11 protein-coding genes are annotated in these 13,399 nt (G+C 40.8%); 6 read left to right on the top strand and 5 right to left on the bottom strand.

All coding sequences use genetic code 11. The features are described 5' to 3' along the window. Positions 1-38 precede the first annotated feature (38 nt). Together AC0L3Y_RS10975 and AC0L3Y_RS10980 are read right to left on the bottom strand one after the other, a co-directional pair. On the bottom strand, positions 39-1,799 hold the full coding sequence (locus AC0L3Y_RS10975) for a TRAP transporter permease (protein WP_473462526.1): 1,761 nt from the start codon (positions 1,797-1,799) through the stop codon (positions 39-41). Positions 1,800-1,942: 143 nt separating this feature from the next. Beyond that, the gene (locus AC0L3Y_RS10980) at positions 1,943-2,896 is read right to left on the bottom strand and encodes a TAXI family TRAP transporter solute-binding subunit (protein WP_473462532.1); all 954 of its coding nucleotides are present in this window, start codon (positions 2,894-2,896) and stop codon (positions 1,943-1,945) included. 247 nt (positions 2,897-3,143) lie between these two features. Between AC0L3Y_RS10980 and AC0L3Y_RS10985 the strand changes: the two genes are divergently transcribed. Continuing rightward, complete coding sequence (locus tag AC0L3Y_RS10985) at positions 3,144-5,288, top strand: FAD-dependent monooxygenase (protein WP_473462535.1); 2,145 nt, start codon at positions 3,144-3,146, stop codon at positions 5,286-5,288. 7 nt (positions 5,289-5,295) lie between these two features. On the opposite strand, the gene AC0L3Y_RS10990 is transcribed toward AC0L3Y_RS10985, so the two are convergent. Further along, the gene (locus tag AC0L3Y_RS10990) at positions 5,296-5,679 is read right to left on the bottom strand and encodes a VOC family protein (RefSeq protein WP_473462541.1); all 384 of its coding nucleotides are present in this window, start codon (positions 5,677-5,679) and stop codon (positions 5,296-5,298) included. Between the two features lie 296 nt (positions 5,680-5,975). Between AC0L3Y_RS10990 and AC0L3Y_RS10995 the strand changes: the two genes are divergently transcribed. The 5 genes from AC0L3Y_RS10995 to rho all read left to right on the top strand — a co-directional run bounded on the left by AC0L3Y_RS10995 (position 5,976) and on the right by rho (position 11,884). After that, positions 5,976-7,358, top strand: a complete 1,383-nt coding sequence (locus tag AC0L3Y_RS10995; RefSeq protein ID WP_473462547.1) for a TolC family protein — start codon at positions 5,976-5,978, stop codon at positions 7,356-7,358. An 18-nt stretch (positions 7,359-7,376) separates the two neighbouring features. Further along, positions 7,377-8,354, top strand: a complete 978-nt coding sequence (locus AC0L3Y_RS11000) for an HlyD family secretion protein (RefSeq protein ID WP_473462552.1) — start codon at positions 7,377-7,379, stop codon at positions 8,352-8,354. 18 nt (positions 8,355-8,372) lie between these two features. Then, positions 8,373-9,515: an ABC transporter permease gene (locus AC0L3Y_RS11005; RefSeq protein ID WP_473462555.1), complete on the top strand. Its 1,143-nt coding sequence runs from the start codon at positions 8,373-8,375 to the stop codon at positions 9,513-9,515. Beyond that, a complete protein-coding gene (locus AC0L3Y_RS11010) occupies positions 9,502-10,647 on the top strand; it encodes an ABC transporter permease (protein WP_473462558.1) in 1,146 nt (381 codons plus the stop codon). The genes AC0L3Y_RS11005 and AC0L3Y_RS11010 overlap by 14 nt, the downstream gene beginning before the upstream one ends. 292 nt (positions 10,648-10,939) lie before the next feature. Then, complete coding sequence (rho, locus tag AC0L3Y_RS11015) at positions 10,940-11,884, top strand: transcription termination factor Rho (RefSeq protein ID WP_473462563.1); 945 nt, start codon at positions 10,940-10,942, stop codon at positions 11,882-11,884. A 69-nt stretch (positions 11,885-11,953) separates the two neighbouring features. On the opposite strand, the gene AC0L3Y_RS11020 is transcribed toward rho, so the two are convergent. Together AC0L3Y_RS11020 and AC0L3Y_RS11025 are read right to left on the bottom strand one after the other, a co-directional pair. Next, positions 11,954-12,466 (bottom strand): bactofilin family protein, encoded by a 513-nt coding sequence (locus tag AC0L3Y_RS11020; RefSeq protein WP_473462568.1) that lies wholly within the window; start codon positions 12,464-12,466, stop codon positions 11,954-11,956. Then, positions 12,370-13,320, bottom strand: coding sequence for a peptidoglycan DD-metalloendopeptidase family protein (locus AC0L3Y_RS11025; RefSeq protein WP_473462573.1), 951 nt, complete (start codon positions 13,318-13,320; stop codon positions 12,370-12,372). Before AC0L3Y_RS11025 ends, AC0L3Y_RS11020 begins: the two co-directional genes overlap by 97 nt. Between the last annotated feature and the right edge of the window lie 79 nt (positions 13,321-13,399).

The raw sequence follows: 13,399 nt of genomic DNA on the forward strand, positions 1-13,399 counted from the left end.
ATTTCATAAAGAATTAATGAAGAATTACTTATAGTTGGCTAAATAGAAAAACCGAAAATTAATACTATGCCGATTGCTAAATACAAGGCACGCTTTATTTTTTTAAACGGTGCGATAAGCGCCATTGAAATAAAGTAGAGTGCGAGTGCGATTTTTAAGGCGCTTAAGGTGGCTAAAAATGGACTCTCTCCCAGTTGAATAAGAGAAGGGTTGGCGATCATCGCCAAGGGAATTAAATACAAGCCCACGCCTAGCATCATGGCGGTACCCGCTACTTTGAGCCAGTTCTCTTTTACCATTCCTGCGGCAATAAAGACGCTGCCACAAACAGGTGGTGTGATGGTTGATAGTAGAGCGAACCAAAACACAAATAAGTGAGCTTGTAGCGGTGATAAACCTAATTGCGACAGTGCGGGCCCTGCGACAGAAATACAAATCACATAAGCGGCGGTAGTCGGTACTTCCATTCCAAGAATTAAGCAGGCAATGGCGGTTAATAAAATCGCAGGCCAAAGCATTCCAGATGACCCTGAGATAATAAGCGAGGTGATTTTTACGCCTAAGCCCGTAATAGAAAGCACACCAACGACAATGGATGCACATAATATTATTGAGGCTATCATGGCGATTTGTTTGCCCGCGTTGGTGCCAACATCTTCAATACGATTTAAAATTTGCTGTTTATCGGACAGACCTTTTGAATTAAAGAAGAGTAAAAGAGCGGCACCAAAAATGGCAATACTGGCTGCAAATTGTGGCGTATAAGCAGGCCCAAACATTCCCCAAAGTAGGAGTGAAAATGGCACCATAAAAAAGCTACAGGTAATCAATAGGTTTCGGCGACTTGGTTGCTGATCTTTGCTGACAGCTTTTAAATCATGACGCAAAGCGAAGGCGTCGATTCCAACCCACACGGCCCAGAAATACAAAATGGCAGGTAAAATTGCGGCTAACATGATGCTTTGGTAAGGAATGCCCGTAAGTTCCACCATGACAAAAGCTCCTGCACCCATTAAAGGTGGCATAATTTGCCCACCAGACGAGGCGACCGCTTCGGTGGCGCCAGCTAATGATTTTGGATAACCAAGTTTGGTCATGGCCGGCAGAGTAATCGCGCCGGTAGAGGCGACATTGGCGGATGCTGAACCGGAAATAGACCCAAACAAGGCAGAGGAAATGACAGAGACTTTTGCTGCACCGCCTTTTAATCTTCCTGCTGCGGTCAGCGCTAAGTTCATAAAACCTTGACCTGCTTCTCCAGCATTAAGGACTGCGCCAAAAATAACAAAGATGGCGACAATACTAACGGAAACGCCAGTTAGTTTGCCCCAAATTCCGCCTTCGGCAATAGTTAAGGTTCCTAGAAAACTGCCTATTGGTGTACCTGGGTGACCAAATTCTCCCGGTATATATTGCCCAAATAAGCCATAACAAAGGGCAATCGCTGCGACCATAGGTAATGGCCAACCGATACAACGTCGTGCCATTTCTAAAACACAGAGGAGTAACGCTGCGGCAATCCAGAGCTGATAGCTTTGGCTAATATAGCCATATTGGTCTGATAATACATTGGCATTGTAGGCAACCCAGAAGGTAGCGATTAAGCCAAGTAGGGTGAATAAGTAGCCCGTATAACGTTGCAGAGGCGTATTGCTTAAGAAGATAAAAGCCCAAGGTAGGGCAAGTGCCATATGCAATGGACGGCTGACTAAATTAGGTACTAGACCTGAAAAAATCAGAGTTAAATGAAAGACAATACTAACGAAGCCAAAACCGGCCCAAAAATATTTACTAGGCATAGATATGGCCTGTTTAAGAAATGTGATTTGAGGAATAGAAACATAGAGTTAATGTTTTAAAAGTAGAACCCACATTTCATCAAGTGAGTTCTACTTTGTATTCAGTTACTTGTTCAGTTATTTGTAGCTAATTAGCGCGACGTTTATTGATGTTCAGGGCTTAATGTGACGCCCATTTCACGATAATACTTCGCTGCACCTGGGTGAATTTTACCTTGGATATTGCTCAGCATATCGGTAGATACACCGCCCCACCATGGAGACGTATCAGACATTAATTTCTTCTGGCTCCAAAAAGCTTTTGTTAGTGTATAGGCTGTAGCGTCGTCCATTGCTGTGCTCGTATAAGCCACAACAGGTAAGGATGTCGTAGTGGCTTCTGTATCTTGTCCGGCATAGGTTCCTGCTGGAATTGTTAGTTTAGTACGCTTTGATTGTGCAATTTGTTCATCGCTCAAGGACAATATTTTTACTGGCGTTCCTGCTGCGGCTTCAATGACATTTGGTGCAGGAAAAGAACCTGATGTAACAAATCCGTCAATTTGACCATTTTTTAATGCTGAAACCGCGTTAGAAAGCTCTACTTCAGCAAGGTCTATTTTGCCTTCTAGGCCAAACATTTTGATGTATTTCGCGCCTTCATTTGCACCGAAAGACCCTTTGCCTAGCAAGATTCTTTTACCTTCCATTTGTGCAAAGCTATTAATGCCGCTTTTTTCTGATACAACAAAATGCATGGTCAAAGATGGAATAGGGAAAAGCGCTCTGATGTCATCGAATTTAGGATTACTTTTATTTTTAAACATCGCCTGACCGTTTTGGGCCAAACTTACCAAAGCAGGAGGGGTTGTAAAAACATAGTTAGCACCGCGAAAAGCCGATTCCATGACGTTTTGAACAGATCCTTGGCTTTCTTCAACAGTAACGATTACATCACCATTGGTGTCTTTTTTTACCGCTTGTGAAATTTCTACTGCCATTTGGTAATAAGATGAACTTGTCTTGGCTGACTTATAGGTGATTTGAGTTTGAGCGAAGCCAAATTGTGTAACGGCTAAACCAATCGCAGTACTGATTAACGCTTTATAAAGTTTCATTTAAGCTAGTCTCTTTGTTATTTATTTTGTTATTTCCAAATTCTACCAAGATAATTACAGTTATGTACATTTAGGACTAGGAAAACTCGTCAGTAAAACTCCAGCTGTTATTTCCAGCGTTAGGTTTTATCAAACAAAAACCATTACAGCCGCCTTTGATCTATGTTGTATAGTTAAGCTGTTTACGACTGCAGTTCATTATGATTGTTGTCGTTAGCCTTCCTTATTAATGAGAGTTAAGACCAAGTTGAATAAAAAAGAAACCGGTAATTGGAGATCTTGTCCTGAATGTCAGGGCCAAGGCAAGAGAAGCCGGCGACTCCGTAAAAAAGTACGTTTGTTGTATTTAAAACAGTTGGCTGAATTTAAAACGTCAGGCGAAGGTATAGAGCCTGTACGTCCTAAAGGTCATCTTGAATCCTGCTCAAACTGTATGGGCACAGGATTAGTTTCTGCTGAAAAACCTCTTCCTGTAAATATAGATAATTATCCCCATGTTGCCATTATCGGTGGTGGTATTGGTGGCGTTGCTTTAGCTGTAGCCTGTTTGCATCGTGGTATTCCTTTTACGCTTTATGAGCGTGATAGCAGTTTTAATGCTCGTTCTCAAGGTTATGGTTTGACCCTGCAGCAAGCGACGAAAGCCATTGAAGGTTTGGGTATTACTTCATTAACAGAAGGTGTAGTTTCCACAAGGCATTTGGTTCACACAACGGAAGGTAAGGTTGTTGGTGAATGGGGTATGCGAAAGTGGATGCAATCTGACAATAATTCGGCTTCTGATGCATCGAATCAAGCAGAGATAAAACATGCGGTACCAAAGCGAACCAATGTGCATATTGCTCGGCAATCTTTGCGTTTGGCTTTGTTAGAGCAATTAGGCGGATATAAAAAAGTAAAATGGAATCATCTATTGCTTGGTTTCTCTGACGATAAAGATGGTGTTGCGTTGAGATTTTCAGTTGATGGAGAATTAAAAAACGCGAAAGCGGATCTTATTGTCGGAGCGGATGGTATTCGTAGCGTGGTGCGTCAACAGCTGATTGGCGAAGAAACTACGCCTTTGCGTTACCTTGGTTGTATTGTGATTTTGGGGATTTGTCCTTTGAATGAAATTGAAGGTATAGAAAGTGATTTGTTGGATTCCGCGACTGTTTTTCAGACGGCCAATGGTAATGAACGAATCTACATTATGCCTTATTCGTCTGATTCTATAATGTGGCAACTTAGCTTTCCGATGACAGAAGACGACGCCAAAGCATTGAGTGCGAAGGGTGCTCAAGCACTCAAAGAAGAAGCTTGCCGCAGAACGCAATGGCACGATCCTATTCCTCAGATTTTGTCAGCAACAAATGCAATGTATGTGTCTGGATATCCGGTTTATGATCGAGAATTATTGACGTCGGAATTATTGGAGAAGGGTAATAATATCACCTTGATTGGCGATGCTGCTCACCCAATGAGTCCATTTAAAGGTCAAGGTGCAAACCAAGCTTTATTGGATGCGTTAGCTTTGGCGAGAAATATAACTAAAGGTTGTTGGTCTTTGTCTCAGTGGCGTGAAGCAGGTTTAAGGTGCAGCGTTTTAACCGAATTTGAAGCTGAGATGTTAGAGCGCAGTGCAGTGAAAGTGGAAGGTTCTGCTGAGGCTGCTGAGTTTTTACATTCTGATGTTGTATTGCATGAAGGTGACGAACCAAGAGGTCGTTCTTTAAAAGAACATCATAAAACCATGAAGAAAGAGAGTTGTATGAACAAAACCGCGATAGTGATTGGTGCAACGGGTTTAGTTGGTCGTGCCTTGGTAGATCAACTGGCTGATGCTGTACATATTGGCAAGGTGGTTACCCTTACCCGTAGACCTGCGGAACATTTTTCTTCTAAGGTGTTTAATCATGTTGTGGATTTTGATTATTTAGAAAAATACTCTGAACTATTCGATGGGGATATTTTGTTTTCATGTCTTGGTACGACACGTAAGCAAGCGGGTTCCATTGCTGCCCAACGTGTCGTTGACCTTGATTACCAATATAAAGCAGCAAAAATAGCGTCAGAAAGGGGTGTTGATCATTATTTATTAGTGTCTTCTAGCGGTGCAAATGAGCACAGTAAAAGCCCATATCTGAAGATGAAAGGGGAACTAGAAGAGAAAGTGAAGGTTCTACCTTTTAAACGGATTAGTCTTTTTCAACCTTCTTTGTTGATTGGGCAGCGACCTGAATTTCGTATGGCGGAAAAAATTGGCAGTTGGTTAATGTTGATTTTATGTACTCTTCCTTGGTTGCGACGTTTTCGTCCAATAACTGGGGGGCAGGTGGCCACCAAGATGATTTTGGAGAGCCGGCAATCTGATTCATCAATGGTCGTGTTTCGTCTTGATGAATTATTCTAAATTTGTATCAGAGGTTTGATATATCCACTGAGACGTTGAGTTTATTTCCATCAAGATCTCGTACATAAGCACCGTAATAATTTGGATGATAATCCCTAGGTCCAGGTGAGCCCTCGTCTGCCCCTCCATTAAGTAGAGCTGCGGTATAAAAGGCTTTTACGGTGTCAGCATCTTTTGCATAAAACATCACTTGAGTGCCATTACCAAAGGAGGCTTTTTCACCATTAAATGGCGTCAGAATAAATAGGGTTATTTTACCGTCTGCGCCTGCATAGCCTTTTTCATGAGAGTCTGAGTAGACACAACTCATTCCAATAGTGGCTAGGACAGCATCATAAAAAACACCTGCTGCTGTAAGATCATTAGTACCGATACAAACGCCTGAGAGCATATTCTTATCTCTGGTCAATTTAAGTTAATGTGGTAAATAGGATGGTCAGCAAATAATATAACATACTCATCATGTCCAACAGTCAGAGGAGACTCATGTTATTTTTTTCAGAATCTGACCTTTGAGAAAGGTATTTACTTTTACTTACGATAAGTCCTTTTTTCTTGATTTATATAGAAGATATAAGCCCCGCATTAATTGATTTAAATCATCTATTATTAAAACTTATAGGCGTACCATATGGTTAGAATCTCTTACTTAGATTGAGAGAACAACCACTTAGTGAGTTGCCTGTAATGTCTACTAAATATCAAATCAAATATAAGTCTTTATTTTCGTTTTTGCTTCTTTTGGCTGCATGTTCTGTTAGCGCCCAAGAAATAAACTTCACTCAATCATGGCTATTGTTACAAGAGAAGAACAGTTCAATTGCTGCTCAACGGGCCAATGTTGAACGTTATCAGCAATTAGAAAAAGCGAATGATGCTTTAAACTATCCTAGCGTTACCTTAGGGGCGAGTTACACTCGATTAAATGATGAGATAACCTTTACTGGTGATGATCTAGGTATAACTAATGCTACGGCCGCGGCATTATTTGGTTCTTTGTCCTTAACGGTTGCGGAGAAAGAAAGCTTTACATCTTCGGTTCAAGTTTTGTGGCCAATTTACACTGGTGGCAAAATTACAGCAGCTCAATCTTATTCTACAGGCCGTGCCGATGAAGCGGTTGCACAACTTAATATTGAAACTCAGGCGCGTTATAACGATCTAGCACAATATTACTTCAGCGCTGTATTGGCGGAAGATGTTTTAAATACACGTAAGTCTGTTGAAAAAACACTGGCTCAACATCGTGACTTTGCCATTAAGCTAGAGCAGCAAGGGCAAATTGCTCACGTTGAACGTTTGCAAGCTGATGCGTCTCTTGCAACAGCGATTGTTGATAGAAAAAAAGCTCAACGTGATCTGGATATTACCCTGTCAGCATTGACTAGTATCTTGAATCAAAAAGAAAAAATCACGCCAGTCAGCACGCTATTTGTTAACCACACTCTTCCACCTTTATCTGAGTTCACCGATAAAGCTTTGGCTACTTATCCTGGATTAAGCATGTTAAATGCAAAAGAAAAACAAGCATCTAGTTCAATAAAAGCAGAACAAGGGAAGTACTATCCTAGTGTCTTTCTCTTTGGGGACTACATGGTATATGAAGATGATTCAACAGCCAGTGATTTAACACCTGATTGGTATGTTGGCATAGGTGTGACTGTCCCTCTAATGGATAATTCTGGTCGATCTGAGAAGCTTCAAGCCGCTCATAGTGCTGTGTCCCAAATCCAATATTTACGTCAACAGGCCTATCAAGATTTAAGTGTGCTGGTGGAGAAAACCTATTACAGCGCAGAACAAGCAATAGAAGAAGTGGAAGGTTTAGAGTCAAGCTTGGCGTTAGCAGAAGAGAATTCTAGATTACGACAAAAGTCTTTTACTCAAGGATTGGCTACATCGCTGGATGTAATCGATGCACAGCTTTATTTGGCGAATATTAAAACGCAGCAACAAATCGCACGTTACAACTATGTTATAGCGTTAAACAAATTGCTTTCCTTAAGTGACCAAATATCAAGGTTTGCACAATATGAAGCTGCGGCTTTTCATCCAAACCGTATTAAATAAATTCATCAGAGAGTTATCATGAAAAACCTAAAAGCCGTTCTTCTTCTTATTTTGACTTCCCTTTTATTGATTACTTGGGTTGGTTATAGCTTCTATCTTGCTTATCAACCCAAGCCAGTTCGTCTTCAAGGTCAAATTGAAGCCCAGCAATACAGTATTTCTTCTAAAGTAGCTGGCAGAATTCAAGAAGTGATGGTGAAAAAAGGCGATCAGTTAAAAGTTGGAGATTCAGTCTTTACTATCTACAGCCCTGAAATTGAAGCCAAACTTGAGCAGGCCGTTGCAGGTAAAGAAGCGGCTGGAGCTATGGCACAACAAGCTGAAAACGGAGCAAGGTCGCAAGAGATTAACGCTGCAAAAGATCAATGGCAAAAAGCGAAAGCCGCCGAAGCTTTAATGGAGAAAACCTACAAACGTATCGATAGCTTATATAAAGATGGCGTAGTAGCAGAGCAAAAACGTGATGAAGCTTTAACTCAATGGCAAGCATCTAAGTACACAAAAAGTGCCGCTTTCCAAATGTACGAAATGGCACAAGAAGGCGCACGAGTTGAAACTAAACGAGCCGCTGCAGAAAACGTCCGTATGGCTGAAGGTGCGGTTGCGGAAGTGGAAGCCTATGCCCAAGATACTAAAATCAAAAGTTGGTTTGATGGTGAAGTGTCTCAAGTTCTATTACACAGTGGTGAACTCGCACCTCAAGGCTTTCCTGTAGTAACTGTTATTGATATGCAAGATGCTTGGGCAGTATTTAATGTGCGTGAAGATTATCTCAGTGATTTTTCAGACGGAATGGTTTTCAATGCTTATTTACCTGCTTTGGACAAAAGCATTGAATTAAAAGTGACTCATATTGCGGTTATGGGGGATTTTGCAACATGGCGTTCAACCGATGCTTCTCAAGGCTTTGATCTAAGAACTTTCGAAGTGGAAGCAAAACCTGTTATGCCGACTGATGCATTGCGTGTCGGAATGAGTGTAGTGGTCGAGTTATAGTCTATGGAAAACAAGAGATTGTCTCAATGGTATATTTTAAGCAAAGATAAATGGCTATTAATGAGTCTTACTCTCTTGCCAGTGCTGTTGGCTCTGTCTATTTGGTGGATCTTTTCACAGAGCATCGCCCGTGATCTTCCTATCGGTGTGGTCGATCTAGAAAATAGCAGTTTATCAAGACAGTTGATTCGAGAATTTGATGCGACGCCAGCATTGCGAGTAGCGCAAAAATACAGTGATATATTGGCCGCTAAAGAGGCTTTTATAGGCAATGACGTATACGCCTATATGGTGATTCCGAAAAATTTTGATCGTGATGTGACTTTAGGCACTGCACCACAAGTAACTGTATTTTATAACAGCCAATATATTTTGGTGGGAAAGTTAATTAATAGTGCCGCATTGCAAGCTCAGGGAACCTTTAATGCGCAAATTGGCGCGCTTCAGCAATTGGCTAAAGGCAATACAACGACGATTAGTGCGTTGGCAAAAACCGTGACAATTAGCACTCAGATCACACCTTTATTCAACCAGAATTCTAATTACGCACAGTTTCTCGTGTCTGCGATTGTGCCTGCTTTATGGCAAATTTCTATTGTGATTTCGACTATCTTATTTTTTGCAGCAAACTATCGAATTTATGGTTCTAATAAAATATTCGCCCAGCAGCCATATCGCAATGTAATAAGAATGAATATGTTTTACCTGCCTTTTTTCTTGGTCCAAGGTTTGGCTTTTCTACTTTGGTTTTATGTCTCTCTTGGTTGGCCGATGTCGGGCAGTTTATGGGTGCTGTTTTGTGCACAACTGATTACTGTGGCGGCTTGTATGGTTATGGGGAATGTGTTCTTTTTATTGAATTTTGATTCAGCCAGAGCGATGAGTTTTGCCGCCGCTTTTACGGCACCTAGCTTTGCCTTTATGGGTGTTACTTTCCCAGCTTCTGACATGAATATATTGGCAAAAATATGGCGAAGTCTGTTGCCCATTAGTCATTACATTGAAGCGCAAATTAGCCAAGCCAGTTATGGCCTGAGCGCGTGGCAAACATTGAGTGGTTTTACTTTATCTATGTTGGGCTATTTAGTGCCTTTATTTTTTGTTTTCTTCTTAATAAAAAAGCATCTTAAAAAGGGCGAGGTCAGTCATGACACTATTTGATCTCAGTAACCTATTCGAATTAGTGAAACAAGAATGCAAAGCCATATTCAGTAATCCGGCGATAACGTTAACGGTATTTGGCGGTGTGATTTTTTATTCATTTCTATACCCATTGCCTTATGCGAATCAAACACCAGTCGAGCAGGCAATTACAGTAATTAATCTCGACAATAGTTTAACCAGTCGCCAATTAGAGCGAATGGTGGATGCGACGCCTCAGATTAAAATAGTGAATAGGGCGCATTCTATTGAAGAAGCCAAAGAACAGTTTTTTACAGGTGATGTACGTGGGATTTTATTAATTCCAGAGAACTTTCACAGGGACTTATTGCTAGGTAAAAGCCCAACATTAGGTTATGCCGGTGATGCGTCTTATTTCTTGGTGTATGGCACGATAGCGGAAGGTTTAGCGCAAGCAGGTGGAACCTTAGCCGCTCAAACGAAAATTGCTCAGTTACTCGCAAATGGTGTGCCTTTGGATTTAGCCCAAGAGCAATACATGCAAGTGAAGCTTAATATGAAACCAACCTTTAATCCGACCCTTGGTTATGTGAATTATGTTGTACCTGCGGTGTTCGTGTTGATTCTGCAGCAAACTTTGATTATTGGTCTAGGGTTAACGGGGGCGAGTGAAAAGTCGAGTACGGGCGGTTATTGGCGAAAAGAATCCACCTTAAAGATATTGTCTGTTAGAACGGCGATTTTTGTTGCTGTGTATTATGTCATGGCACTTTACTATTTTGGTTTCAGTTTTGATTTCTATGATATTAGCCGACTAGCATCGCCTCTTATCTTACTCGCTTTGTTAGCACCATTTTTACTGACAAGTAGCTTTATCGGTATTTGTTTAGGTGCCTTAGTGCCAAGGCGTGAATTAGTTACTGTGGTGGTGTTAATTAGTTCTATGCCATTGATCTTTTGTGCAGGCTTTATTTGGCCGCTTGATAGTATTCCTCTGCCGATGATTTGGCTGAGTAATCTATTCCCTAGTACGCCGGCAATACAAAGCTTTTTGGCAATGAATCAAATGGGGGCTGAGTTTTCACAAATTCTTCCACAATGGTCGTTATTATGGGCGCAAGTAGTGAGCTGGGGGGATTGGCTTATTTTACTTATAGACGAACTCAGTTGACCATTTCAGGTTAGAGGCTTAAACCTTACTGTTTTTTATAATAAACCGTGCAACGTATGTACAATGGCCTCTATGTGAAGTACTTTCTTTACATTGGTCTTTGGAGCATTAGTTCCGTAGTCTGCATTTACTCTACAGTCACTTCAATACTTACCTTAAATTGGCTCAGAGCTTTTACTCTGTTGACTAGACTTGTACCTTTTCCAGTGAGAAGTTCTTATCAAGAAACTTGGCGTCAGACGGTGATCAACTGATCAAAATACTTAATTATCTAAGGTTATAAATTCATATCATGACAAGAAAAATATTAAGTTTGAAAGGCAAAAGAACCAGTGACACCAATCGGGCTGAAGCGATTGAAGATCAATACCCTAATGACCCACAAAAACGTTTTTTAAATGGTGTCGCAATTCATCCTGCACCTTGTATTTGTTTAGAGGCTGGCTCTAGTGAACGGACTGTGCGGGCGATGGACTTGATTACGCCAATTGGTATGGGGCAACGGGGTCTGATTGTTGCGCCACCGGGTTCAGGTAAAACGACAATGCTAAAACATATCTGTCAGTCAGTCGGTAAAGCTTACCCAGATATAAAACTCTATGCCTTGTTGATTGATGAGCGCCCAGAAGAAGTGACCGATTTCAAGCGCAGTGTACCAGCAGAAGTTCATGCTTCCTCTTCGGATGCGAGTTACGCAGAACATGTTCGTGTGGCTGATAGCTTGCTTGATACTGCACGTAAGGATGCAGGTGAAGGTCATGATGTGATGATAGTGATCGACTCACTGACAAGGCTCTCACGCGTTCACAATGCCGAAACCAAAGGCAGCGGACGAACCATGACAGGTGGGATTGATACGCGAGCGCTGGAAATACCTCGAAAGCTTTTTGGTGCAGCCAGAAATATTGAGAATGGCGGCTCATTAACTATTCTTGCAACGATTCTAGTGGAAACTGGCAGTCGAATGGATCAGGTGATTTTTGAAGAGTTCAAAGGCACGGGGAATATGGAGATCGTATTGTCACGAGAAGCTGCGAGCCATCGCATTTTTCCAGCAATTGATATTGCGAAAAGCAGTACACGCCGTGAAGAGCTTTTGATTGATAAAAAGGATCTTGAAAAGGTTAGGGCATTAAGACGATACCTAACAGGACTTAAGCCTGTGGATGGTGCTCAAAAGTTGGTTGAGTTATTAGAAGAATACCCAACTAATGCTGAGCTATTAAAGACCTTTTAAAGACTTTTTAGGCAATCTAAAAAGCCAAATCCTATGAGTATGAAGGATATGGCTTTTTAATATTTCAATTTAGCGTGTTTCATTGCTAATTAAAGTGACTTTATTGTCTATATCCGAGTCATGTATATCTGAATCATCGAAATTAGAATGATCTATCCCTGATGGGGTGGAATCGGAGCTATCTAAGTTTGAGCCATCTAAATCGGGAGATTGATATTTCGATAACATCTTTTCAGATGGGTTCGTAATACCTGTAAATTTACCGCCTGGCTCAATACTTAAGTTGTCGCTATATACTGTACCGCTTACGCACCCTTGGCTAAGTATTTCAATTCGCTCAGCATGGCATGTGCCTTCAAATTCACCGTTAATAATTAAGCGATCAGTGGTGATCTCACCTGTCACATAACCAGATTCACTGATTTTGATTTGGTTGGATGCTTCTATTTGTCCTTCAACATGGCCATCAATTTGCAGCTGATTTTCTACTTTAATTTGGCCGTTAATTGTGCAGCCTTCTGCGATGAGAGTTGTAGCTGATGACTGACTCTTAACTCTGTTGTTCCTACTAAAGATTCCCATCGTATACCTCTTATGTTCTTAAAAATTTCATCAAAGTTATCAACATTCCATTCCAAAAACGGTTTTGGATTTAATGATTTGCCAACAAATCTTATTTCATAATGAAGATGTGGTCCTGATGATAACCCAGTATTTCCTGAATAAGCGATTAAATCGCCTTTTTTAACGAAGTCCCCTCTATTAACAGCGAACTTACTTAAATGTGAATATGAGCTCGAAAAGCCGTGTGTATGAAGTAACCTGAGGTAATTACCAGAACCTTCGTTACTTGGTCGTATTACTTCTACTGCACCATCAGCTGGAGCATAGACTGGTGTGCCAGTATTAACCGCAAAATCTTGGCCGCGGTGATATTTCTTGATACCAGTAACTGGGTGTATACGTTCACCATAACCTGAAGAGGTTCTTGCATTTTTGACTGGAGGGCCGCTTGGAATTTGGGTCAACATCGCGATTCGTATCGATGAGTTAATTGCAGCAGTATCTAAACGCGATACAAGTTCACTATTTGACTGATTATCCATATCTAGAAGTTTTTCTAGATCATCTAATCGATCTGAGACCAAAAGCATTTTTTCTTCACGCTCTGATAGATCTCGTTCTAAGCTGATTTTTAATTCGGTTAACGAATCGATTTCTCTAGTTAAGGAAGTCGATTTACTTTCTAATTCCTGGAGTTTTAATTTGGAAAATTCAGCTTCATGTACTAGGTAATAGATTATTCCAGCTGTTAGTAATACTCCAATAAAAATCACATAGCTGATGAACTTAAATGTATGACGGCTTCTCTTACCAAAACTAAAATGTTTGGTTCCGTGAATCGAAGAAATGGAGATGGTTATATTGTCTTTCATTAAGTTACTTTCTTACCAACATTATAATTTACTGTTTGAATAGATCTCATATTATCTATTTTTGTATATTTTTGTATGC

This window comes from Marinomonas sp. GJ51-14, from assembly GCF_055808695.1.

Coding starts and splice junctions, on each gene's coding strand:
- AC0L3Y_RS10975 (WP_473462526.1), bottom strand. CDS start 1,799: ATGCCTAGTAAATATTTTTGGGCCGGTTTTGGCTTCGTTAGTATTGTC.
- AC0L3Y_RS10980 (WP_473462532.1), bottom strand. CDS start 2,896: ATGAAACTTTATAAAGCGTTAATCAGTACTGCGATTGGTTTAGCCGTT.
- AC0L3Y_RS10990 (WP_473462541.1), bottom strand. CDS start 5,679: ATGCTCTCAGGCGTTTGTATCGGTACTAATGATCTTACAGCAGCAGGT.
- AC0L3Y_RS10995 (WP_473462547.1), top strand. CDS start 5,976: ATGTCTACTAAATATCAAATCAAATATAAGTCTTTATTTTCGTTTTTG.
- AC0L3Y_RS11000 (WP_473462552.1), top strand. CDS start 7,377: ATGAAAAACCTAAAAGCCGTTCTTCTTCTTATTTTGACTTCCCTTTTA.
- AC0L3Y_RS11010 (WP_473462558.1), top strand. CDS start 9,502: ATGACACTATTTGATCTCAGTAACCTATTCGAATTAGTGAAACAAGAA.
- rho (WP_473462563.1), top strand. CDS start 10,940: ATGACAAGAAAAATATTAAGTTTGAAAGGCAAAAGAACCAGTGACACC.
- AC0L3Y_RS11020 (WP_473462568.1), bottom strand. CDS start 12,466: ATGGGAATCTTTAGTAGGAACAACAGAGTTAAGAGTCAGTCATCAGCT.
- AC0L3Y_RS11025 (WP_473462573.1), bottom strand. CDS start 13,320: ATGAAAGACAATATAACCATCTCCATTTCTTCGATTCACGGAACCAAA.